Annotated in this window: 24 protein-coding genes and 4 pseudogenes; 22 read left to right on the top strand and 6 right to left on the bottom strand. The window is 32.0% G+C overall.

From position 1 onward, the window contains the following. The first annotated feature begins 36 nt into the window (after positions 1-36). Both sufB and MUA60_RS15575 read left to right on the top strand, forming a co-directional pair. The gene (gene sufB / locus MUA60_RS11820) at positions 37-1,434 is read left to right on the top strand and encodes a Fe-S cluster assembly protein SufB (protein WP_262648382.1); all 1,398 of its coding nucleotides are present in this window, start codon (positions 37-39) and stop codon (positions 1,432-1,434) included. Positions 1,435-1,774: 340 nt separating this feature from the next. Continuing rightward, the gene (locus MUA60_RS15575; protein WP_394812724.1) at positions 1,775-1,963 is read left to right on the top strand and encodes a DUF6007 family protein; all 189 of its coding nucleotides are present in this window, start codon (positions 1,775-1,777) and stop codon (positions 1,961-1,963) included. 111 nt (positions 1,964-2,074) lie between these two features. Here the strand turns inward: MUA60_RS15575 and glcP are convergent, their stop codons facing one another. After that, positions 2,075-3,442: a glucose transporter GlcP gene (gene glcP / locus MUA60_RS11815; protein ID WP_262648381.1), complete on the bottom strand. Its 1,368-nt coding sequence runs from the start codon at positions 3,440-3,442 to the stop codon at positions 2,075-2,077. A 231-nt stretch (positions 3,443-3,673) separates the two neighbouring features. On the opposite strand from glcP, the gene MUA60_RS11810 reads away from it, so the two are divergent. The 3 genes and pseudogenes from MUA60_RS11810 to MUA60_RS11800 form a co-directional block, all read left to right on the top strand. After that, complete coding sequence (locus MUA60_RS11810) at positions 3,674-4,894, top strand: ROK family transcriptional regulator (protein WP_262648380.1); 1,221 nt, start codon at positions 3,674-3,676, stop codon at positions 4,892-4,894. A gap of 19 nt (positions 4,895-4,913) precedes the next feature. Beyond that, positions 4,914-5,699 (top strand): annotated as a pseudogene (locus MUA60_RS11805) (SDR family NAD(P)-dependent oxidoreductase). A 21-nt stretch (positions 5,700-5,720) separates the two neighbouring features. Beyond that, positions 5,721-5,924: pseudogene (locus MUA60_RS11800) on the top strand (PfkB family carbohydrate kinase); the annotation flags it as partial. 25 nt (positions 5,925-5,949) lie between these two features. On the opposite strand, the gene MUA60_RS11795 reads toward MUA60_RS11800, so the two are convergent. Both MUA60_RS11795 and MUA60_RS11790 read right to left on the bottom strand, forming a co-directional pair. Further along, a complete protein-coding gene (locus MUA60_RS11795) occupies positions 5,950-6,813 on the bottom strand; it encodes an IS3 family transposase (protein ID WP_262650549.1) in 864 nt (287 codons plus the stop codon). A gap of 8 nt (positions 6,814-6,821) precedes the next feature. Then, on the bottom strand, positions 6,822-7,358 hold the full coding sequence (locus MUA60_RS11790; RefSeq protein WP_262648361.1) for a transposase: 537 nt from the start codon (positions 7,356-7,358) through the stop codon (positions 6,822-6,824). 41 nt (positions 7,359-7,399) lie between these two features. Here MUA60_RS11790 and MUA60_RS11785 point away from each other — a divergent pair, with 41 nt between their 5' ends. From MUA60_RS11785 to dgoD, 3 genes and pseudogenes are all read left to right on the top strand, one after another. After that, positions 7,400-8,170, top strand: coding sequence for a sugar kinase (locus MUA60_RS11785; protein ID WP_262648379.1), 771 nt, complete (start codon positions 7,400-7,402; stop codon positions 8,168-8,170). A 13-nt stretch (positions 8,171-8,183) separates the two neighbouring features. Next, positions 8,184-8,811: pseudogene (locus tag MUA60_RS15570) on the top strand (bifunctional 4-hydroxy-2-oxoglutarate aldolase/2-dehydro-3-deoxy-phosphogluconate aldolase). A 14-nt stretch (positions 8,812-8,825) separates the two neighbouring features. After that, a complete protein-coding gene (gene dgoD / locus MUA60_RS11775) occupies positions 8,826-9,974 on the top strand; it encodes a galactonate dehydratase (protein WP_262648378.1) in 1,149 nt (382 codons plus the stop codon). Between the two features lie 54 nt (positions 9,975-10,028). On the opposite strand, the gene MUA60_RS11770 is transcribed toward dgoD, so the two are convergent. Beyond that, complete coding sequence (locus tag MUA60_RS11770; RefSeq protein WP_262648377.1) at positions 10,029-10,493, bottom strand: toxin; 465 nt, start codon at positions 10,491-10,493, stop codon at positions 10,029-10,031. Between the two features lie 31 nt (positions 10,494-10,524). Continuing rightward, positions 10,525-10,854: a helix-turn-helix transcriptional regulator gene (locus MUA60_RS11765; RefSeq protein WP_262648376.1), complete on the bottom strand. Its 330-nt coding sequence runs from the start codon at positions 10,852-10,854 to the stop codon at positions 10,525-10,527. A 142-nt stretch (positions 10,855-10,996) separates the two neighbouring features. Here MUA60_RS11765 and MUA60_RS11760 point away from each other — a divergent pair, with 142 nt between their 5' ends. From MUA60_RS11760 to MUA60_RS11725, 8 genes and pseudogenes are all read left to right on the top strand, one after another. Continuing rightward, positions 10,997-11,317 carry a phage holin gene (locus tag MUA60_RS11760; protein ID WP_025904389.1) on the top strand — a complete coding sequence of 107 codons (321 nt, stop codon included), beginning with the start codon at positions 10,997-10,999 and terminating at the stop codon, positions 11,315-11,317. Between the two features lie 20 nt (positions 11,318-11,337). Continuing rightward, on the top strand, positions 11,338-12,591 hold the full coding sequence (locus tag MUA60_RS11755; RefSeq protein ID WP_262648374.1) for an N-acetylmuramoyl-L-alanine amidase: 1,254 nt from the start codon (positions 11,338-11,340) through the stop codon (positions 12,589-12,591). Between the two features lie 325 nt (positions 12,592-12,916). Then, positions 12,917-13,279: a YxeA family protein gene (locus MUA60_RS11750; protein ID WP_204183753.1), complete on the top strand. Its 363-nt coding sequence runs from the start codon at positions 12,917-12,919 to the stop codon at positions 13,277-13,279. 299 nt (positions 13,280-13,578) lie between these two features. Then, complete coding sequence (locus tag MUA60_RS11745; RefSeq protein ID WP_262648373.1) at positions 13,579-14,427, top strand: DUF72 domain-containing protein; 849 nt, start codon at positions 13,579-13,581, stop codon at positions 14,425-14,427. An 11-nt stretch (positions 14,428-14,438) separates the two neighbouring features. Further along, positions 14,439-15,260: a sulfite exporter TauE/SafE family protein gene (locus MUA60_RS11740; protein WP_262648372.1), complete on the top strand. Its 822-nt coding sequence runs from the start codon at positions 14,439-14,441 to the stop codon at positions 15,258-15,260. 12 nt (positions 15,261-15,272) lie between these two features. Further along, positions 15,273-16,604: a bifunctional metallophosphatase/5'-nucleotidase gene (locus MUA60_RS11735; protein WP_262648371.1), complete on the top strand. Its 1,332-nt coding sequence runs from the start codon at positions 15,273-15,275 to the stop codon at positions 16,602-16,604. 76 nt (positions 16,605-16,680) lie between these two features. Then, on the top strand, positions 16,681-17,598 hold the full coding sequence (gene lipA, locus MUA60_RS11730) for a lipoyl synthase (RefSeq protein ID WP_262648370.1): 918 nt from the start codon (positions 16,681-16,683) through the stop codon (positions 17,596-17,598). 12 nt (positions 17,599-17,610) lie between these two features. Then, a pseudogene (locus tag MUA60_RS11725) lies at positions 17,611-17,988 on the top strand (YutD family protein); the annotation flags it as partial. 363 nt (positions 17,989-18,351) lie between these two features. Here the strand turns inward: MUA60_RS11725 and MUA60_RS11720 are convergent. Beyond that, positions 18,352-18,621: a DUF3055 domain-containing protein gene (locus MUA60_RS11720; RefSeq protein WP_025904397.1), complete on the bottom strand. Its 270-nt coding sequence runs from the start codon at positions 18,619-18,621 to the stop codon at positions 18,352-18,354. A gap of 108 nt (positions 18,622-18,729) precedes the next feature. Here MUA60_RS11720 and MUA60_RS11715 point away from each other — a divergent pair, with 108 nt between their 5' ends. The 6 genes from MUA60_RS11715 (at position 18,730) to dltB (ending at position 23,966) form a co-directional block, all read left to right on the top strand. After that, positions 18,730-19,173, top strand: coding sequence for a DUF86 domain-containing protein (locus MUA60_RS11715; protein ID WP_262648369.1), 444 nt, complete (start codon positions 18,730-18,732; stop codon positions 19,171-19,173). After that, positions 19,160-19,927: a TIGR01457 family HAD-type hydrolase gene (locus MUA60_RS11710; RefSeq protein WP_262648368.1), complete on the top strand. Its 768-nt coding sequence runs from the start codon at positions 19,160-19,162 to the stop codon at positions 19,925-19,927. The genes MUA60_RS11715 and MUA60_RS11710 overlap by 14 nt, the downstream gene beginning before the upstream one ends. Positions 19,928-19,949: 22 nt before the next feature. Then, the gene (locus MUA60_RS11705) at positions 19,950-20,918 is read left to right on the top strand and encodes a 2-hydroxyacid dehydrogenase (RefSeq protein WP_262648367.1); all 969 of its coding nucleotides are present in this window, start codon (positions 19,950-19,952) and stop codon (positions 20,916-20,918) included. A gap of 211 nt (positions 20,919-21,129) precedes the next feature. Then, positions 21,130-21,273: a teichoic acid D-Ala incorporation-associated protein DltX gene (locus tag MUA60_RS11700; RefSeq protein WP_075577785.1), complete on the top strand. Its 144-nt coding sequence runs from the start codon at positions 21,130-21,132 to the stop codon at positions 21,271-21,273. A gap of 15 nt (positions 21,274-21,288) precedes the next feature. Further along, positions 21,289-22,749 (top strand): D-alanine--poly(phosphoribitol) ligase subunit DltA, encoded by a 1,461-nt coding sequence (gene dltA, locus MUA60_RS11695; RefSeq protein ID WP_262648366.1) that lies wholly within the window; start codon positions 21,289-21,291, stop codon positions 22,747-22,749. Continuing rightward, a complete protein-coding gene (gene dltB / locus MUA60_RS11690; protein WP_262648365.1) occupies positions 22,746-23,966 on the top strand; it encodes a D-alanyl-lipoteichoic acid biosynthesis protein DltB in 1,221 nt (406 codons plus the stop codon). The genes dltA and dltB overlap by 4 nt, the downstream gene beginning before the upstream one ends. Positions 23,967-23,980 lie beyond the last annotated feature (14 nt).

Below are 23,980 nucleotides of genomic sequence, written 5' to 3'. Positions count from 1 at the left end.
ATGGGCGAACGCTATTATAAAAGAGGAGTGAAGAAAATGGCTAAAAAATCACCAGAAGTTGGAGATTATAAATATGGCTTCCATGATGAAGACGTTTCTATTTTCCGTTCAGGTAGAGGTTTAACAGAAGAAATCGTTAAAAAAATATCTGAAATGAAAGACGAACCACAATGGATGCTTGATTTTCGTTTGAAATCATTAAAACAATTTTACAAAATGCCAATGCCAATGTGGGGTGGCGATTTAACAGAGTTAAACTTTGATGAAATCACATACTACGTTAAACCATCAGAACGTTCAGAGCGTTCTTGGGATGAAGTACCAGAAGAAATCAAAAATACTTTCGATAAATTAGGTATTCCTGAAGCAGAACAAAAATATCTTGCAGGTGTATCTGCGCAATATGAATCAGAAGTTGTATACCATAACATGGAACAAGATTTAGAAGAACAAGGTATTATCTTCAAAGATACTGATTCAGCATTACGTGAAAATGAAGAATTATTCAAAGAATATTTCGCAAGTGTTATTCCAGCTGCAGATAATAAATTCTCAGCATTAAACTCAGCAGTTTGGTCTGGTGGATCATTCATTTACGTACCAAAAGGCGTAAAATTAGAAACACCACTTCAAGCTTACTTCAGAATTAACTCTGAAAACATGGGCCAATTTGAAAGAACATTAATTATTGCTGATGAAGGTTCTTCAGTACACTATGTAGAAGGTTGTACAGCACCTGTTTATACGACTAATTCATTACACTCAGCTGTTGTTGAAATTGTCGTTAAGAAAGATGCGTACTGCCGTTATACAACAATCCAAAACTGGGCTAACAATGTTTATAACTTAGTTACAAAACGTACTTTCGTATATGAAAATGGTACGATGGAATGGATTGATGGTAACTTAGGATCTAAATTAACAATGAAATACCCATCTTGTTTCTTACTTGAAGAAGGCGCTAGAGGTATGACTTTATCTATCGCACTTGCAGGTAAAGGACAAGTTCAAGACGCTGGTGCAAAAATGATTCATAAAGCACCAAATACGTCATCAACAATTGTTTCTAAATCAATTTCTAAAAATGGTGGTAAAGTTGTTTACCGTGGTCAAGTACACTTCGGACGTAAAGCAACTGGCGCACGTTCAAACATTGAATGTGACACATTAATTATGGATAACGAATCTACATCAGATACAATTCCTTACAATGAAATCATGAACGATAACATTTCATTAGAACACGAAGCAAAAGTTTCTAAAGTATCTGAAGAACAATTATTCTATCTAATGAGCCGTGGTATTTCAGAAGAAGAAGCAACTGAAATGATCGTAATGGGCTTCATCGAACCATTTACAAAAGAATTACCAATGGAATACGCAGTAGAAATGAATCGACTAATCAAATTCGAAATGGAAGGTTCAATTGGATAATACCAATTAAACTGTGTAAGACAATATTTATAGATAAAATAACCCTGTATAAGTTCTTAGTCGTAAGAACTTATACAGGGTTTTTCTATTTCTTAATCTATTTTAGATAATGTGTTTATAAAGTAATCTTCGATTTTGTTCGTGCAGGCTTGCCTAGGGTATGGTTCGAGCCTATAGTCTCTCACGCATACTATTCCCTCAGGCGTCAGCACTTAACAAAATCGATGGTATATATTTTAATATAGAAAATATATACCGTTTTATGTTTTTATGGTATTATTTTTACAAATTAAGGAAATAGAAAATAAAGTCTATCAAGGTTATCATAATGAGGTAGTCAATGTTGAATAACTTAAAAGAAATTTTTAAAAATATAACAATACTAGAAATTATATGCTTTATACCATTTATGTTTTTGTTTTCGTATTTACCCAATTCAAATATCATATGTATAATTGTTAATATAGTTATAGTCATTTTTTTGTTGCTTAGGTGCTTCGCATTTATTTTGTTTAATCAAAGATTATAAAAGGAATAAAGCTAACAAGTAATATGATAATAGAAAAGAAGTGAATTTTGGATTTATAATACTACTAGATAAAGAAAGCCCCGTAGAAATTCTACGGGGCTTTTCAATACTTTAATCTATTTTAGATAATGTAACGGATGATGTTCTATTTCTTAAGTCTACTTCGATTTCTTCAAGGCTTCTGCCTCTTGTTTCTGGTAAGTATTTAATGACAAATATCATTGCGAGTATACCGATAACTGCAAAGATTAGAAATACTTGTTCGATTCCCATAACTGATGTGAGAAGTGGGAAGAATTGTGCGACTAATAAACTGCCTATTGATAATGATAATGTCGCGATACCTGTTGCTGCGCCTCTTGCTCTCATTGGGAATAGTTCTGGTAACATAATCCATAAGATTGGTCCCCAAGTGAATGCGAAGAAGACAATGAATAATGTTAAACATGCGACAATGATCCATGCGCCGACTGTTGAATGTAATCCGATTGTCCAAACGAGTGTCGCCATAATAAGTAATGAACAAACCATGCCGATATTACCTGTAATGAGTAGTTTTTTACGGTCGATTTTATCCATTATATATATTGCAAATATCGTTACAATTACATTGACTGATTCGATGCCGACTGTTCCAAGAATAGCTGTTGCATCTCCTAAACCTGCTTTACTAAAGATTGTTGGTGCATAGTAAATGATGGCATTAATGCCGATGATTTGTTGGAGTAGTGCAAATATACAGCCTATAACAAGTACGGGTCTTAGCCAAACGGATTTTAAGACTGTCCATGTACTTTCTGATATATGAATGATTTCTTTCATTTCATCAATTTCTTTATCAATTTCTGACTGTTTTCTTGTAATTGCCATAACTTTTCTAGCGGCTTTTTCACTTTTATGTTCAAGTAACCATCTAGGGCTTTCTGGCATAAAGTAAACACCAATCATTAAGATGACAGAAGGTACAACTGCTAATCCAACCATCCATCTCCAAGCTTCCATATCTGCGAACGCATAGTTGACTAAATATGAAGCTAGAATACCTATTGTGATCATCAGTTGGTTTAATGAACTTAAAGAACCTCTCGTGTCAGTAGGTGCCATTTCTGATAAATAGACTGGCACGATCGCTGTAGAGCCTCCGACTGCTAATCCGATTATAAATCTACCTATGACTAGGATAACCATTGATTGTGCAAATGATAGAATTAATGCGCCAACGATAAAGACAATCGCAATAACAAATACGAGCTTCCTTCGACCGAGTTTATCCGATAGTGGTCCACTGAACCCTGAGCCAAATATTGCACCGACTAACATTGAACTCACGACTAAACCTTCAGTGAAACTTGTGAGTGGTATATCATTTTTTATAAAAAGCAACGCGCCAGATATAACACCTGTGTCATATCCGTAAAGCAATCCACCTAAAGCACCTAGGAAGAAAATTAATTTCGTTCTATAATTGCTTGCTTCCATTTTATTACCCCCATGTAATTTGAATAAAGCCATCAGAAACTTTAGTTAAAATAAAAGTTTGTAGCTCGTTGATGATATTTAATTATTTAAGATAACTAAAAAAGTTGTAATTACACTTTGAATCTGATTTAATTATTAATGTAAGCCTTTTCGAATGGAAAAACAAGTAATATATGAATAAATATATTCTATTTAGTTATTTTAATTTACTTAAAGTTAAGGAGGGGTGTCGTGAAGCAGTCATCTCGGATCAATATTAATTTAATGAAAGATTATAATAAGCAACTTGTATTAAGGACGATTCAAAAGTATGGACCAATCTCTAGAGTAGAAATTGCGAGTAGAATTGACTTATCAAGACCTTCCGTTTCAGAAATTGTTTCAATATTAATTGATGAACAATGGATAGAAGAGAAGGCAATGGAAAGAAAAGTTAGAGGCAGACAACCGATACCACTTGATATTAATAAAGAGAAGAAAGTGATGATTGGTTTAGAAATTGGTGCATATAGAACGAGTATTATTGTTAGCAATTTGAGAGCGGAAATCTTATTTGAGAAACAAATAGAAATGGATTTACAAAAAGATCTGAATGACATGATTGTTTATTTAGGACAAGAAATTCATTTAATTGCTGCGGAATATTCAGCACAACAAATTGAAGTACTTGGTATTGGAGTAGGCATGCACGGATTGGTCGATACTCAAAATGGTACAAATATCTTTGCACCAAACTTAGGGTGGAGAAATATCGAAATTAAATCGATATTAGAATCTGAAACAGACTTGATGGTCTTAATTGATAATGATTGTAATAGTGCAGCACTTGCGGAAATGTGGTTTGGTCAGGGTAAAGAAGAAACAAACTTTATATCGGTCATCGTAGACTATGGTGTTGGAGCAAGTATTATCAATAATGGATCGATTTTAAGAGGCAATCATCATATTACAGGTCAAATTGGACATGTCACTATAGATCCAGATGGTCCATTATGTTCTTGCGGTAATTATGGTTGTTTAGAAACATTAACTTCAGAAACAGCAATTTTAAAAATGATTAAGCGTCAATTAAAAATTGGTCGTAAAAGTCAAATATTAAATCCACAGTCTGAAATTGATGAATTAAGTATTGAAGATTTTTATGAGGCCGTGAATCAAGGCGATGAATTATGTGTCCAAATTGCTAAAGAAGTTGGTAGGAACCTTGGTTTAGGCTTTGCAATATTAATCAATTTATTTGGACCGAAATTTATTGTATTAGGTGGTAGTTTAACAAAAATTAGTCATCTCTTACTACCAGAAATTAAAGCAATCATTCGGTTAAAAGTAATGGGTGAAGATGCGACAGAGACACCAATTTTAACTTCTGCTTTAGGAAACGATTTATATACGATTGGTGCAGCATCTTTAATAGTAGAAGAAATATTCTCATTACCTAAACCAAATAAATGAATATAAGGAGGAATTATAAATGAGTGAATTAAATGAACAAGTCATTATTGTAACTGGCGCAGGAAAAGGTATCGGTAAAGGTATTGCAAAACAACTTGGCAGTAAAGGTGCAAAGATTGTTGTTGCTACTATTGATCCAGAGTTTGGTAAAGAAACAGTAGCAGAAATAATCGATAACGGTGGCGATGCATAGTTTGTTGAAACAGATGTATCTAAAGAAGAAAGTATTATTAATATGGTTAACGAAACAGTGAATCATTATGGGAAAATCAACACACTCGTTAATAATGCAAGTATCACAGTGTTTAAATCAATTGAAGAAGCAACAGTTGAAGATTGGGACTCTATTATCAATATTGATTTGAGAGGAACGTTCTTATGTTCGAAACATGTCATCCCAGAAATGAAGAAACAAGGTGGCGGTTCAATTATCAATATTTCTTCAAACCATTCAATCGCGACTTTACCAGACACTGATATGTATGCTGCGGCTAAAGGTGGCGTTAATGCGATGACACGAGGTATGGCATTAAGTTTAGGTAAATACAATATTCGTGTAAATGCAATATGTCCAGGATTTACGAACACATCACATTTAAAAAATTGGTTCGATTCAATGGAAAACGAAGATGAAGTGAGAAAAGGGGTCTTAGATTTACACGCGACATCAAGAATTAATGAACCAGAAGATATTGGTAAATTAGCGCAATATTTAGCATCTGATGATTCTGAAATGATGACAGGTGAACACTTAGTCATTGATGGTGGTTTATCTGGACGTTTATACAACGCAGACGGCTATTAAGTTATAAGGAGGGTCATGAAGATGGATGTATTGTCTATTGGAGAAACGATGGTTGTGTTTGCACCTAAAGAAGTAGGACCAATGCGTTATGCTCAAGACTTTTCAACGCATATAGCTGGGGCTGAAACAAATACGCTAATTGGGTTAGAAAAGCTTGGTGTTAAAACTGGTTGGATCAGTCAATTAGGAAATGATGAATTAGGGCAGAAGATTTTAAATTTTGTACTGAACCCAAAAATCTAAACCTTAATTAGTATATTATTTCAAAGGTTTGTCTCCTGTAATTTTTGGGAGATAAGCCTTTTAATTTTGATTTGATTCTTTCGTTATTATAAAAATCGATATATCGATGAATAGCTTGTTCAAGGTCCTGAAAATCTTTAAATTCTTGGCCATAATACATTTCTTGTTTAAGTAACCCAAAAAAGTTTTCCATAACTGAATTATCTAGACAATTACCTTTTCTAGACATACTCTGAAATATTTTATGGTCTTTTAATAATCTAGTGTATTGTGAATATTGATAATGCCAGCCTTGATCTGAATGAATCGTTAAACGATGATCTAGGTTTGGACGACGCTTTATCATTTCTTTTAATGGATTGATGACTATATCTAATGTAGGACGACTTGAGATTTTAAAGCTGATAATCTCTGAACTATATAAGTCCATAAAAGGTGATAAATATAATTTCTGACCATTCATTAATTTGAACTCTGTAATATCTGTTACGACTTTTTGAAATGGGAGACTTGTTTTAAATCTACGATTTAATATATTTTGAGCTACTTTACCAACTTTACCTTTAAAGGAACGATACTTACGACCTCTATGTGTGAACTTTGTACAAGTTAGATTATGTTCTTTCATAATTCTTAGTACTTTTTTATGATTTACGATAAGACCTCTATTTCTTAGTGCTTGTGTAACACGACGATAACCATAGGTATGGTTTGATTCTTCACATATTTCTTTTATTACTTGAATCAATGTTTCATCTTTATCAGCTTTACTAAATTTATTTATCCAATAATAGTATACAGATTTAGCTATTTGAGCGACTTTAAATAAGATACTTAATCGTATATTATATGTTTCATTTAGTTCCTTAATGACCTTTACTATTTCTGATTTTTGCTTCCGTAAATGTCGGTCAAGGCTTGTAACTTTTTTTGATAAGCTATACCTGCCTTTAACGTCTCATTTTCATTTCTAAGTCTTTCAAGTTCTTCACGTTCATTTTCATTTAAAGGTAAATTTTTATTATCTGATTTAGATCGTTTTTTAGTCATAGTGTGAGATCGTCCCTTTTGTTTATTATCTATATCAAGACGACACTTTTCATCAAATTGATGTTGCCAATTGGCAATGATAATAGGATTAATAATTCTAAAGTGATTCGCAGTATCTTGATAAGACAACATATTTTCTTGTCTAAATTTTAAAACAGATAATTTAAATTCGCTAGTATAAACAGTATTTCTACTTTTTATTTCTAAACCTTCTTCTCCAAACTCTTTATATTGATTGACCCAAATCCGAAGGACAGACCAACTTGAAATACCATATTTTAAAGCAATTGTTCTATAACTTTGATGTCCTTCTAAATATTCTTTTACAAGTTTTAGTTTGAATTTAAATTCATATTTTTTCCTCATTAGAATGCACCCCAATATTTTGATTTGTTTAGTTCAAATATTTGGGTTCACATCATTTTGTTCGTGGTGAAGGTATTAATGTAGATTCTGTAAAATTAATATCTGAGGCACCAACTGGCATCTTTCTTAAAGAGAAATTTCGACAAGATCAAACACGCGTCCATTATTATAGAAAAGGTTCAGCAGCTAGTCTAATGTCTGAAGCAAATATAGATGAAAGTTATGTCGCTCAATTTAAATATTTATATGTAACAGGTATTACGCCTGCTTTAAGTGCATCTTGTAAACAAACAATATTTAAACTCATTTCGACAGCAAAATCATTAGGATTACAAATTGTTTTCGATCCAAACTTAAGACTCAAATTATGGTCTGAAGATGAAGCGAAAGAGACATTAAAACAATTAATCGCTTTAAGTGATATTGTGTTGCCAGGAACGAGTGAAGGGGCATTTTTATTCAATACACAATCTGAAGAAGAAATCGCTCAAGAGATTATAAATTTAGGTGCATCAACAGTAGTTGTTAAATTAGGAAGTAAAGGTGCTTACTATGTACATAATGATATTTCAGGTTATGCAAAAGCTTCAAAAGAAATAGAAGTCGTTGATCCTGTTGGTGCTGGAGATGGCTTTGCGGCGGGTTTAATCGCAGGTATTATCGAAGGATTATCCATTCATGAAGCGACAGAACAGGCTTGTAATGCTGGTGCACTCGTGACAACAGTTAAAGGTGATGTTGAAGGCTTACCAACTAAAGAAGAAATTGAACAAATGAAACATACAGGTCATGTAGATGATGTGATTAGATAAGGAGGCGTCTAAAATAGATACATTACAAACAATCAAAGAAACTAAATTAATCGCAATTTTACGAAATGCAAATCCAAATGATATTTTACCAATCGTAGAAACGTTATATAAAGCAGGGATTCGTGCGATTGAGGTTACGATGAATTCACCTAAAGCGTTAGAATCTATTGAACTGATCTCTAATGAAATGAAGGGTAAAGTTGTAGTCGGAGCAGGTACAGTCTTAGATGCAGAATCGGCAAGGTTAGCTATTTTAAGTGGTGCAACGTTTATATTGTCTCCAACGGTAGATAAAGATACGATTCGTATGAGTAAAAAAATATGGTGCCGTAAGTATACCAGGTGCTTTAACACCAACAGAAATTTTAGAAGCTTATGAATACGGTGGAGATATTATTAAAGTCTTTCCAACAACAAGTTTAGGTCCTGAATATATCAAAGATTTACAAGGTCCATTACCACATATCCCACTTTTACCAACAGGTGGTGTGAGTATAGACAATGTTACAGACTTTATTGAAGCGGGAGCTGTTGGCGTTGGGTTAGGAAGTGCTTTAGTAAATACGAAAGTAGAAACGAATAAAGCGTATTTTGAAGAACTAGAACAAAAAGCACAAGCATTTTATAACAAAGTACATTAAAGAGGAGTGCTAACATGAAGATTGTAGACTATGAGTTGTTTCAAGTACCACCGCGTTGGTTGTTTTTAAAAATTACGACGGACGAAGGTATCGTCGGATGGGGTGAACCTGTAATTGAAGGTAAAGCTCAAACTGTTGGTGCAGCGGTTGATGAATTTATGCAACAGTTGATTGGCAAGAATCCTTTAAATATTGAAGATCACTGGAATATGATGTATAGAAGTAGCTTTTATAGAGGTGGTCCAATTTTAATGAGTGCCATTTCGGGTATAGACCAAGCATTGTGGGATATTAAAGGTAAATATTATAACGCGCCTGTTCATGAATTATTAGGAGGAGCATGTAGAGAATCTATGAAAGTATATTCATGGATTGGTGGTGACAGACCTCAAGATACTGCAAACGCTGCTAAAAAAGCTCTTGAAAATGGTTTTGAAGCAATCAAAATGAATGCAACAGAAGAATTACAGTATATAGATAGTTATGACAAGATAGAAAGTGTTGTTCAACGTGTAGCTGGTATTAGAGAAGCAGCTGGCAATCAATTAGGTATTGGAATTGATTTTCACGGGCGTGTTCATAAACCAATGGCTAAAATATTAGCTAAAGAATTAGAGCCATACAATCCAATGTTTATAGAAGAACCTGTGTTAAGTGAGAATATAGAAGCGGTTAGAGAAATTAGTCAAACGACTACTATCCCTATAGCACTTGGGGAAAGACTATTTTCAAGATGGGATTTCAAACCTATTTTAGAAAGTGGATTTGTCGATATCATTCAACCTGATTTATCACATGCTGGTGGTATAACAGAATGTAAAAAAATTATTTCTATGGCAGAAGCTTATGATGTAGGTGCTGCACCTCATTGTCCACTTGGACCTATCGCTTTAGCATCATGTTTACAAGTAGATGCAACTTGTCACAATGCTTTTATTCAAGAACAAAGTTTAGGCATTCATTACAATAAAGACAGTGATATTCTAGACTATATTACAAACAAAGAAGTATTTGAATTTAAAGATGGATATGTAGATATTCCTAAAAAGCCTGGCCTTGGTGTAGAAATAGATGAAGCACATGTCAGAAAAATGGCGGAAGTCGGGCATGATTGGCATAACCCAATTTGGAGACATAAAGATGGCAGTATTGCAGAATGGTAAATATAACGTATGGTCATAACATGATTAAAGGCTGAGACAATGACGTCTCAGCCTTTAATTGATTTCTCTATATTCATAAACTTGAAGTGGGTTGAACTTTATTAAATAATGATCATACCATGTGCTTAATCCATATTTTTGTTTGTAATGTTCTAAAGGTTCATCTATATAACCTTCAGATACGTCTAAATAATTACTCAGTTCAAATTTATTATGGACACCTGATTGGTATGCTTGCACAATACTTTTTAGAGGTATAATTTTTTCAAATCCTAATCTTCTTGCTTTATGCTCAAATTTCCATTTCCATAATTCGCTTGTATCGAGAATATCTCCATAAGATATATCATGATGGGCTAACTCTTCTCCTAGCACTTCTAACTTTTCTTTGTTAGATAAATCATCTTTCAATAAAATTAATCCATCTACATATAAACCTTTCAGTTGATTCGGAAGGTTACTTGTTTCTTTAATTACGATGTGTTCATTATTGATAAGTGTTTTTTCATATCTATTCAAATTATCCCCACCATATTATCCGTTTAATAAATCATTTGTTTTGATGCTTTAGAAAATCAACATATTCTAATACTTTCTTCAATTCTTCTTCTGTTAATTCTCCATCTAAATGTGCGGCAATCGTTTCTGCTGTAGAGTTATAAGTTTGTTTAGTTTCCCCGTCTAAAATGTAACTGACACTCACGTCAAACAACTTTGCCATTTCTTCTATTTTCTTCATCTTTGGTGCTTTTCTTCCTGTTTCCCAATATGAAATGGATTGTTTTGAAACTTGTAACGCATCTGCTAATTTTTGTTGCGTCCATCCATTTTTCGTTCTTAATAAACTTATTTGTTCAGAGAGTTTATTTTGAGACACCATAAGTTTCCCGCTCCTTATATGATTGATACTATTATTATAACCTATAGTTATATTTTTTCAATAATTTTGCAGAAAAATATAACTAAAAGTTATTGACGTCAACCAAAAGTTACATTATAGTGTAACCAAGGAGGTGATACACATGGTTAAAATGAACTTCAAAACAGATAAAGTAAATTTGAATTATTCCGAAGAAGATAACAGAATCCCAATTGATCCAGACAAAGTTAAACAATTTATCGCAATGATAGGTGGGTTCTTAGGTGCACTATATTTAGCATTGAATGCATCTGGTATTTCGGTAGAATGGTTGAATCCTCAAAAGTTAAATGCGTGGATGAATGTATTAAACACAGGAATACCTATTGTATTTGTGCTTTATGGTATTTGGAAAAATACATTCATTTTTACAAATCAATCACGTGAACAAGAAAAGTTCTTAAAACAATCTGGTAAAAAATAAAAATGAGAAAGGATGATTGAATGTTAACAGCTATAAAATATTTAACTAAAAAAGGATGGAAAATTTCATCAGACCCGAGAACGTATGATCAATATCCGAAAAATTATGGATATAGAAATTACAGAGAAGATGGCATAAATTATGATGCCTATTGTAGTGGTTATCATAGAGCATTTGATGTCTATAGTAATGAAACGAATCAAATTCCAGCAGTTACTAGTGGAACAGTTATTTTAAGTGAACCATTTGGTAATTTCGGAGGCACAATTGAAATTAGAGATAATAATGGCAATGATTGGATTTATGGGCATATGCAAAGAGATACATTGCAATTTTCTAAAGGTGATAAAGTCATTCAAGGCGACATCATTGGATTACAAGGCAATAGTAATTATGACAATAATCCGATGAGTGAACATTTGCATATTCAATTACGTCAAAAAGGTGAAGACATTTCTAAAGAAGTAACAAGAGTGTGCAGTGGTATGCCAATTGAAAATTATGACATATCCAAAATTAATCAAAAATTAGATCAATCTAACAATAAAGGAGCCGTTAAATTGAGTAGAAAAATTATGATTGTAGCAGGGCATGGATATAATGATCCAGGCGCAGTAGGCAATGGAACAAATGAAAGAGATTTTATTAGAGCAAATATTGTAGATAGAGTAGCAAATTATTTAAAACAAGCAGGTCATACAGTTGGAATATATGGTAAAGACCAAGATATGTATCAAGACACAGCATACGGCGAACAAGTCGGAAATAAAACAGATTACGGATTATATTGGGTTAAATCACAAGGTTATGAAATTGTAGTAGAATTTCATTTAGATTCAGCAGCCGTATCAGCTACAGGAGGTCATATTATTATTCCAAGTGGATTAGCAGCAGACAGTATTGATACAGCATTACAAGCAGCCGTGAAAAAACATGTAGGTACTGTTAGATGCATTACAGAAAGAAGTGACCTATTACATTGTAACGTAGCTAAAGCAGAATATATCAATTACCGATTAGTAGAATTAGGATTTATTACCTCAACAAAAGATATGAATTACATTAAAAATAATTTAAATGCATATACAAAATCACTAGCAGAAGCCATTAACGGCGGTGACCTTAATACGAAGCCAACAACATATACAGTCGTAGCAGGAGATACACTGTGGAGTATCAGTCAAAAAACAGGCGTTACCGTAGCAACATTAAAGAAATTGAACGGATTAACATCAGATGTCATACAAATCGGACAAGTATTGAAATTAAAATAGGAGACAAAACAATGAATAAAAACGCAGAAAAAAATACCTTAACCATAAAAATTATACAATGACGGCCATCATTAAATAAAATTATGTAAGGTATCCGAATAAATTAAATATACCACAAAACCCTCGCTATCAACAAACAAATAGCGAGGGTTTTAAATGTAAAAAACTGTATAAAAAGTAATTGACAGAATATTATGAATTAAATATATTATTCTTAAGACGTATTGAATTTAATTATTTCATTCAAATTACGCTCTATCGAGATACTTATTAACTCGTATAAATATTATTTGTTGAAAGATGCAAGAAGAGGTGGAACTCAATAATGAAAAAATTAATTTATACATTAATAGTAAGCATTATGGTCATTTGTATAATTTTATTTACGATGAAAAATATTGATGAAAAAATAGATGTAATTAATCCATTAGTTAAAAGAGGTTGGAGTTATGCTGTAGTCCCAAGTACTAATGATGCAGAACATCTAAGTAAACAAGAAATAATAGATATCCAAGATTATAAAGATATAGAATCTTATGATGAAAATGGTCATAAAAATAACTACTTATTGGACTTTAAAGGATATAGTCCTTCTGAAAAATATGTAAAAATTGATCACAAAGGTAAATGGGTTTATTTTATAGAATATATCAGTAAATCAGAGTATGAAAAGGTGACTAAACAATAAATCATATAAATGCATTAAGATAACAAGTTACTAAATAATATTTTTGGAATACAATATTTAAAACGGCTAGGACATTATAGTTTGTCATAGCCGTTATTTTTATGAGTTGAAAAGAATGGTGGGTTTAGTAACAAAAGTCGTAGGAAGTGTAACTAAGACGGCCTATAATTACAAAACGTATTAGAAGTGTAACGAACGACATACAATTCTTTACTGCTCATTCATAGTTTTACATAATTTTAATCAAACAAACTGAACTATAAATACTCTGTGTGGTAAGATGAGTATGGTGATGAGATATGATAAAAATTGGCCTAACTGGATGGGGAGATCATGATTCTTTATATGAGGACCTGTCTAATAAAAAAGATAAGTTAAAAGCATATGCTGCTCATTTTCCTATTGTGGAATTAGATGCAACTTATTATGCGATTCAACCGCAACGAAATATTGAAAAATGGATTCGGGAAACGCCTAATAATTTTAAGTTTGTTGTTAAGATTCATCAGGCGTTAACAGGTCATGCTGAGGTTACTGATTTTGCTGAGGACAAAATGACATTATTTAATTTATTTAAAGATTCGATGGCACCGTTGAAAGCATCAGGAAAGTTAGCGATGATTCTCGTACAGTTTCCACCTTGGTTTGATTTACAACCTCAAAATATTAATTATTTGCGTTATGTACGTGAGCAATTAAAAGATTTTGACGTTTGTATCGAATTCCGTAATCGTACTTGGTTTAAAGAAGATGTTAAAGAGTTTACGTTGGAATTTTTAACCGAAATGAAATTTATTCACAGTGTTTGTGATGAACCGCAGAGTGGAGAAGGGTCTATACCACTTGTTAATCGTATTACGCATGATGTTGCTTTCGTCCGTTATCATGGTAGAAATGTAAACGGATGGACGAAGAAAGATATGACAGATCAAGAGTGGCGTGATGTCAGATATTTATATGATTATAATGAAGCAGAACTTAAAGAGTTAGCTGATAAAGTTAAAATTTTAGAGCATAAAGCGAAAGATGTTTATGTAGTATTTAATAATAATTCTGGTGGACATGCTGCACAAAATGCCAAAACTTACCAAAAGTTATTAGATATAGAATACGAAGGTTTAGCGCCTAAGCAACTTAAATTATTTTAGAGGTGACAGGTATGGCATATTTAGTGTTAATTATTATAGGTGTATCGTCTGCAATATTAGGGGCGTTAGTCGGAATTGGTGGCGGAATTAGTATTGTTCCTTCACTCGTATACTTTGGTATAGACCATCAATTATTGTCTGGTATGACTCCACAAAGAGCGATTGGTACATCATCAGTCATTTTAATTACGACGGGTTTAACAGCAACATTAGGCTATTTGAAAACGAAGCAAGTTGATGTGAAAAATGGATTAATATTCCTAGTTGGTATCATTCCGGGTGCTTTACTCGGTGCATATTTAAGTAAGTATTTTACTTTAGATTCATTTAATTTGTACTTTGGTATTTTCTTAATCTTAATTTCTATCGTATTAATGATACGTAATCATGTGAAACCAATAAAGTATTTCCAACAAGAAAAGTATTTAAAATCTTTTACAGATAGATATGGCGAACATCATAAATACGGTTTACCACCGTTTGTTGCTATTGTTTCATCATTTATTGTTGGTATAACGACTGGTTTATTCGGTATCGGTGGTGGTGCACTGATGACGCCATTGATGATTATTGTATTTAGATTCCCACCACATGTTGCTGTTGGTACAAGTATGATGATGATATTCTTCTCAAGTTTATCAAGTTCTGTCAGCCACATTGTGCAAGGTAATGTACTATGGGTACATGCGATTATATTGATTATTTCAAGTTATTTTGGTGCAAAAATTGGTGTAAGAATAAATAGTAGAATGAAGTCAGACACTGTCGTTTTAATTTTAAGATTTACAATGTTAATCTTAGGTATATATTTGATTATAAAAAGTGTTTTATAAGGAGTTGGATTTGTGAAGCTCACGATATTTCATACAAATGATATACACAGTCATTTAAATACATATGCCAAAATATCTCAGTATATTAAAGATGAAAGAAGTCGTTGTCAGCATGATACACTTTATATTGATATAGGTGATCATATAGATTTATTTCATCCTTTAACAGAAGCATCACAAGGTAGAGAAAATGTTAAAATTTTAAATGACAGTCACGTAGATGTTGTAACAATTGGTAACAATGAAGGTATGACAATATCTCATGATGCCTTGAACCATTTATATGATGAAGCTCAGTTCGATGTTACTTGTTGTAATTTATTTGATTTAGAAGGAAATTTACCAAATCATATAACTTCTCATGTTGTTAAAGATATTAATGGTATTAAATTATGTATGATTGGTTTGACAGCACCTTTTAATCATATTTATGAAAGACTTGATTGGAAAGTGACGTCACCATTACTTGCGCTAAAGAACGAAATCGAACAAGTGGAAGAATCATATGATGTACTGCTCGTATTAAGTCATGTCGGTATCTTCTTTGATGAGCAAATTTGCAAAGAATGTCCAGAAGTAGATGTTATCTTCGGTGCACATACACATCATTACTTTGAGAATGGCGAAGAACAAAATGGTGTGTTGATGGCTGCAGCTGGTAAATATGGGCATTATGTTGGTAAAGTAGATTTAGTTATTGAAAATCAAAAAGTTATTCATAAAGAAGCGGAAATTATTAATTCTGACTTAATTGAAGAAGTACCAAATGATTATGAAGAAAAAGGTAAGGCGTTATTAAATAAACCGATTCTTGAAGGTCATTTTTCATTACCACGTCGTCTTAACAGTGCAAGTTATACAACGGATTTATTATGCGAAAGTGTATTAGAATTTACAGGAGGAGACTGTGCAATTATTAATGCAGGTCTTATTGTGAAAGGTAAAACGGGTAATGAGTTAACAGAATACGATATTCATCAAATGTTACCGCATCCTATAAACACTGTTTCAGTTGATTTAAGAGGCGTAGAACTTAAACAAATTATATATAAAGCGATGGAACAGTCCTATATGGATGAAGTAGCATTTGGATTTGGTTTTAGAGGAGATATTTTTGGAGGATATGTATTTAAAAATATCGGCTATATTGAGTCTACAGGTCAATGTTTTGTGAATGGTAAAGAAATTGAAGATCACGAACAATATAAGCTCGGTACAATTGATATGTACACATTCGGAAGATACTTCCCAATATTGAAAGATATGAATATAAATTATATTATGCCAGATTTTTTAAGAAATATTTTTGAACAAAAGTTATTACAACATGAAAAGAAAGTGTAATGAGCATTTAAATTTATACTTATATTCGTTATAATATATAAAGATGAAAATTAATAATAGAAGGGTGTTCACGTATATGGCTACTAAAAATGAAGAAATATTACGTAAACCAGACTGGTTAAAAATAAAGTTAAACACGAATAAGAATTACACAGGTTTGAAGAAAATGATGCGTAAGAAGAATCTTCATACAGTTTGTGAAGAAGCTAAATGTCCAAATATTCACGAATGTTGGGGTGAAAGACGTACGGCTACATTTATGATTTTAGGTGCAGTTTGTACGAGAGCATGTCGTTTCTGTGCTGTTAAAACAGGTCTTCCAAATGAGTTAGATCTAGATGAACCACAACGTGTAGCAGAATCAGTTCAACTTATGAACTTAAAACATGTTGTAATTACAGCTGTAGCAAGAGATGACTTGAAAGATGCTGGTTCTAACGTTTATGCAGAAACAGTACGTAAAGTAAGAGAGTTAAATCCATATACAACGATTGAAATTTTACCATCAGATATGGGTGGTAGTTATGAAGCATTAGAAACATTAATGGCTTCTAAACCTGATATTTTAAACCATAATATCGAAACAGTTAGACGCTTAACACCAAGAGTTAGAGCACGTGCAAAATATGACCGTACATTAGAATTCTTAAGAAGATCTAAAGAAATGTACCCAGATATTCCTACAAAATCTAGCTTAATGGTTGGACTTGGTGAAACAGTTGAAGAAATTTATGAAACAATGGATGATTTACGTGCAAACGGCGTAGATATTATGACAATCGGTCAATATTTACAACCATCACGTAAACATTTAAATGTTCAAAAATACTACACACCTTTAGAATTTGGTAAATTAAGAAAAGTAGCGATGGAAAAAGGCTTTAAACATTGCCAAGCTGGTCCAATGGTACGTAGTTCTTATCACGCAGATGAACAAGTTAATGAAGCTGCTAAACAAAAACATATTCTAGGTGAACAAGCACTTAATAACTAATAAGGTGATTGAATGTTAACTAAAATAGAAAATAACTATTTTGAAGTGATTAAAGATGATCAGAAATCTTTCAATGAAGAACAATTTACATCACGTTATTCTGAAATTCTAGATAAATATGATTTTATTGTTGGTGACTTTGGGTACGAGCAACTTCGTTTAAAAGGCTTTTATCATGATTCTAATAAAAAAAGTGATGCAAATAAGCGATTCTCTGCCATTCAAGATTATATATTAGAATATTGTAATTTTGGATGTAAATATTTTGTGTTGAGACGATTATCTAAATCTGAGATATCTAAATTAACAGCAGAAGAAGCAACTTTCATAGACGAAGAACATAAATTAGAAGATGTTAAAATAGAGCCAACAATTCAGCAAAACACTAAACAAGAGCAGCAGAACAAACAACAAGAAGCTGAAGCAGTAGAAATAGAAGAAGACGTAATAGAAGAAGACGTAATAGAAGAACAAACTACATCTAAAAATACTTTAAAAGATTATTTATAAACGAAAGAGCCCGGAAAATTCCGGGCTCTTTTTTTAATTGAGCTATAGCGAGTATTGTGAACACTATTGTATGAAGTTGTTTGTATAATTTAGGTGCGTTAGTTACAAAAGTCGGTCGAAGTGTTACTATGGAGTGTCTTATTTACAAAACTACTAAGAAATGTAATTACTGGACTTCTTATTTGCACTTTAGGCCAAACTTGCTAATAACGAACGCACTAAAAATACATACTTAATACAAACTTATATATCTATAACATCATGTAAATATTCTGTTACTTCTTCGCCTTCTTCTTCTGTTAAACCGAGTATGTGACTAATATAGCCTTCTTCTTCTAAGTCATCTTTACCAATAATACCAAATGTATTGTTTTGAGTATTGAGTACCATTGTTTTTCCATAATGTCTATCTGTATAAATCAGTGTTAAGTCATAGCGACTGTGTTCACCGACAAATCCTACAAATTGTATTTTCGCTTCATCTTGCTCATCATATAAGAACATATCTATCATGTTTAGCGACTCCTTTTTAAAAATCTTTCTTTACTTGTATAGTATACAGAGCAATGCCCTACAATTCAAAATTATGATATGATGATATATGGATAGGAGGTCTTCTACATGTATTTCGTAGATAGCAAAACTTTAACTTTAAAATTAAATTATTTAGAAAAATTGACGGTAGATTTTGAAAGCGAGAAAAATTCTCCATATGCTTTAGAAAGAATCGCACATATGATGATTGAATCTGTAGTCGATATTGGGAATTTGATTATTGATGCATTTATTTTAAGAGATCCTGGTAATTATAAAGATGTAATTGATATTATGGAACTTGAAAAAGTATTCCAACCTTCAACTGCTGAAGCGATTAGAGCATCTATTGATTACAGAAAAGAACTTATTCGAAATTATGAAAATCTTGATCATGATCAATTAAGAAAAGCTTTTGAAATTGTGACACCATTTTATAAACAAGCAATTGAAGATACAAAACATTTTTTAGTGAATGAAAATGTTCCAGTAACAGCTTTTGGTGAAGGAGATAAAAATGAAAGATTATAAAGGTTATTTTATTGATATAGACGGCACAATGTATAAAGGTACGGAAGTTATTGAAGGTGCAATCGAATTTATAAATTATTTAAATGAAAATAATAAAGATTATTTATTCGTTACAAATAACTCTTCAAAAACACCTGCTGAAGTAGCAGAAAAATTAAATAATATGGGTTTTCATACTTCAAGTGAACATGTGATTACTTCTGCAATGGCAACGGCTGGATATATAAGTGAAGCTTCTCCTGGCGCATCAGTGTATATGGTAGGAGGAAGTGGATTAGAAACTTCTTTAAAAGATGCTGGCTTAGTTGTGAAAGAAGATGAACATGTTGATTATGTCGTAATGGGCTTAGATGTGAATATTTCATATGAAAAGCTTTCAGTAGCATGTTTAGCCGTTAGAAATGGTGCGAAATTCATATCTACAAATAAAGATGTATCTATTCCAAATGAAAGAGGATTTTTGCCTGGAAATGGTTCATTGACAAGCGTTGTGAGTGTATCGACTGGACAGACGCCAGTATTCATCGGTAAACCTGAAACAATTATTATGGAACAAGCTATTGAAAAAATTGGTCATGCTAAAGAAGATTGTGTCATGATTGGTGACTTATATGACACTGATATTTTAGCTGGAATCAATAGTGGCATTGATACATTACATGTACAAACTGGTGTAACATTATTAGAAGAAATTAATAAAAAAGAAGTATTACCAACATATAGCGTTAAGAATTTATTTGAAGTTATTAAGTAAATTCACATAAGGAGCTGAGAACATGAATGAGAAAGTACTTGTTGCAAGACAATTACCAGAAAAGTTTATCAATCAGATTAAAGAATATGCAGAAGTAGATGTTTGGAACAGCGAATTAGAACCAATGCCTAGAGAAGCATTTTTAGAACGTTCTCAAGACGCTACAATTGTGATTACGACATTAAGCGAGCAAATTGATGATGAATTTTTTAACAATGCAACGCGCATAAAAGGTGTCGTCAATTTGGCTGTTGGTTTTGACAATATTGATGTGAAACTTGCTGAAGAAAAAGGTGTTGTTGTAACAAATACACCAGAAGTATTAACGGAAACGACTTCCGAATTAGGCTTTACATTAATGTTGACAGCAGCAAGAAGAATTGTTGAAGCGGTTCAATATGTACATAATGGTGAATGGAAAAGCTGGGGTCCATATCTTTTAGCAGGAAAAGATGTCCACGGCTCAACAGTCGGTATTTATGGTATGGGCTCAATTGGAGAAGCTTTTGCTAGAAGATTGAAAGGCTTTAATTGCAAAGTACTTTATCATAATCGCTCTAGAAAAGAAGAAGCTGAACAGCAATTAAACGTTGAATATCGTACATTGGATAAATTGCTTAATGAGAGTGATTTCGTAGTTTGTACAGCGCCATTAACACCTGAAACAAAAGGTATATTCAATCGAGAAACATTTAAAAAAATGAAAAACTCAGCAATTTTAATTAATATCGGACGCGGTGGTCACATCGTAGAATCTGATTTAATTGAAGCAATAGAGCAACAAGAAATTTTAGGTGCAGCATTAGATGTTGTTGAAAATGAACCTATTTCAGGTGATCATCCATTTTTAAAAATGGATCAAGTGATCGTTGTGCCACACATTGGTAGTAGTTCAATTGCAACGCGAGATAAAATGGTGCAACTATGCGTAGATAATGCTAAACAAATTATGTCGAACCAAGATCCAATTACACCGGTTAAGTTAAAATAATCAAACTAAATTAATAAATAGAAAAGACAGGCTGGGACATAATGAAATGTCTCAGCCTGTTTTAGTTTCTTGGCAGTAGATTTCTGATTTACCCCCTTTTTATTTACATATATTGCTAATTTTTTTACATATAATTCTTGATATTCGATTATGTATAGAATATAATGATGAAATAGAATAATTACAAAATTAAAACACAAGGAGATTAACAATGGAAAAAATTAGGGATATTATAAACTCTGAAAATTTTAAACTGATTGGTTTGACGATTTTCTATTTACTAATCATGATTGTGTTATTTTGGATTTATGCTGGTGGAAGTGCAAGTAATGATTTTATATATAATGAATTTTAATGAAGGAGAAAGTTTATGAGGGACATCTTAGAAAAAGTAACATTTATGAATAAGTGGCATGCTGATAAGGTTGCTATAAACTATAGAGATGAAGTAATGACTTATGGTGAATTAGATATTTATTCTAATAAATTAGCTACTTTAATTAAAGGTTCTGAAAAGCCTATAGTACTTTATGGTCATATGTCACCTTATATGATTGTGGGAATGATTGCGAGTATGAAAGCAGGCATTGGTTACGTTCCAATTGATACTTCTATTCCATTAGAAAGAATAGAGCATATCATTGAGAAGGTTGAGCCTGTTTTTATTTTGAACACAACTGGAAGTTTATTGAATAATTTACATGTAAAGCAAATAACGATAGAAGAAATACTTGCTGTTGAATCAGTGGAGCAAGACTTCGACAGAATATCTGATAAAGATATTGTTTATACAATTTTTACATCTGGCTCTACAGGGTTCCCTAAAGGTGTACAAATTAGATATGAAAGTCTTATTGATTTTACAGAATGGATGTTGGAATTAAATCAAATAGGCGATCACAAAATGTGGTTAAATCAAGCACCGTTTTCTTTTGACTTGTCTGTAATGGCCATTTATCCATGTTTAATGACTGGTGGTACACTTCAACTTGTTGATAAGAAAATGATTGAAAAGCCTAAACAATTATATGAATTACTTGAACATAAAGCAGTAGAAAGCTGGGTGTCTACACCTTCATTTTTAGAAATGTGTCTGTTATTGCCTAATTTTAATGAAACACATCATCCGAAATTAAAGCAGTTCTTCTTCTGTGGAGAGATATTAAGTCATAAAACAGCACAGAAATTACATGATTTGTTTACGACATCAACTATTTATAATACATATGGACCAACTGAAGCTACAGTTGCTGTAACGAGTATACAAATCACGCAAGAAATATTGGATCAATTTAAACCTTTACCAATAGGCAAAGTACGCCCAAATAGTGAATTGAGGTTAACAGATGAAGGTGAATTAATTATTATTGGTAAAAGTGTGAGCCAAGGTTACTTAAAAGATGAAGAAAAACATAATAAAGTGTTTAAAATCATTGATGGCCAATTAAATTATCATACAGGTGACAAGGCATCTTATCGAGATGGCTATTGGTTCATTAACGGAAGAATTGATTTCCAAATTAAGATTAATGGTTATCGCATGGAACTTGAAGAAATTGAAAGCGTGCTTGAACATTTACCAGACGTTAAACAAGCTGTCATTTCACCAATTAAACATGGTGAGAAAATCCAATATTTACATGCAACAATTGTATTAGTAGCTGATGAGCTAGATAGTGAAAATGACATGACAATGCATTTGAAACATGAATTGAAATTACATTTACCAGAATATATGATTCCTAGAAAATTCAGTTATGCTAAACAGCTACCTTTAACAGCTAACGGTAAATTAGATCGCAACAAAGTATTAGAGAGGTTAAATTCATGACACCATATGGCGATTTTACTTATTTCTACATCTGTTTAATCTTAATGTTACCCGTTATTATTTTAGGATTAATCGGTAAGAAAAGTCTTATATACAATAGGTTAATAACCTTAATTATGCTTGTTTTAATTTTTTCGGATGACAGTAAAAATTTATTCGATAATCAATATTTGAGTTATCAACTTATTTTCTTTGCATTGTACGTATGTTACCAAGTTGTATTGATTAGAACTTATAATACGCTCGTGAAGAAAATGAATAACTTTAAGTTATATTTAAGTGCAATATTGTTATCTATATTACCGTTAATTGTTGTCAAAGTATTACAAAGTAGTTGGCTTGGAACACATCAACTTACAATACATGGTAATAGAGTTATTGAATTTATTGGATTCTTAGGAATTTCTTATATTGCATTTAAGAGTATTCAACTCATTATGGAAATTCGTGATAGTCGTATTAAATCTATCGATACGTTGAAATTAATAGATTTTATTACGTTCTTTCCAACCATCTCATCTGGTCCAATAGATCGATATAAACGATTTATTAAAGATGAAGAGAAGACAATAGAACCTGAAAAGTACTATGACATGCTTATCAAAGCAATACATATGGTCTTTATGGGATTCTTGTATAAATATATTATTGCTTATTACATAAATGAATACGTGATAAAACTTGTACCTATAGATACGGATCCGACATTTTTAAATTACTTATATTATATGTATGGTTATAGTTTCTATTTATTCTTTGATTTTGCAGGATACAGTTTATTTGCTATTGCATTTAGTTATTTATTTGGTGTACAAACACCAGTTAACTTTAACCAACCATTTAAAGCTAAAAATATTAAAGATTTCTGGAATAGATGGCATATGAGTTTATCATTTTGGTTTAGAGATTGTGTATATATGCGATTTGTATTCTGGGTATCTAAAGAAAAATTATTAAAAGATAAATTATTAATATCTAATTTAGGATTTTTCTTAAATTTCTTTATTATGGGTATTTGGCACGGTATTGAATGGCATTATATTTTGTATGGTTTATATCATGCAATGCTATTTATTGGATATGGCTATTATGAACAATGGCGTAAAAAACATCCTATAAAGATGAATCCAAGCATTATGAACATAGTAGCAATTCTTATTACATTCCATTGTATAGCGTTTGGATTTTTACTTTTCTCAGGCAAGTTAATACATTAAATAAGGGAGTTATA

It is taken from the genome of Mammaliicoccus sciuri (genome assembly GCF_025561425.1).
Taxonomy (GTDB): Bacteria; Bacillota; Bacilli; order Staphylococcales; family Staphylococcaceae; genus Mammaliicoccus; species Mammaliicoccus sciuri_A.
This window is presented reverse-complemented; position numbering and strand designations above follow the sequence as displayed.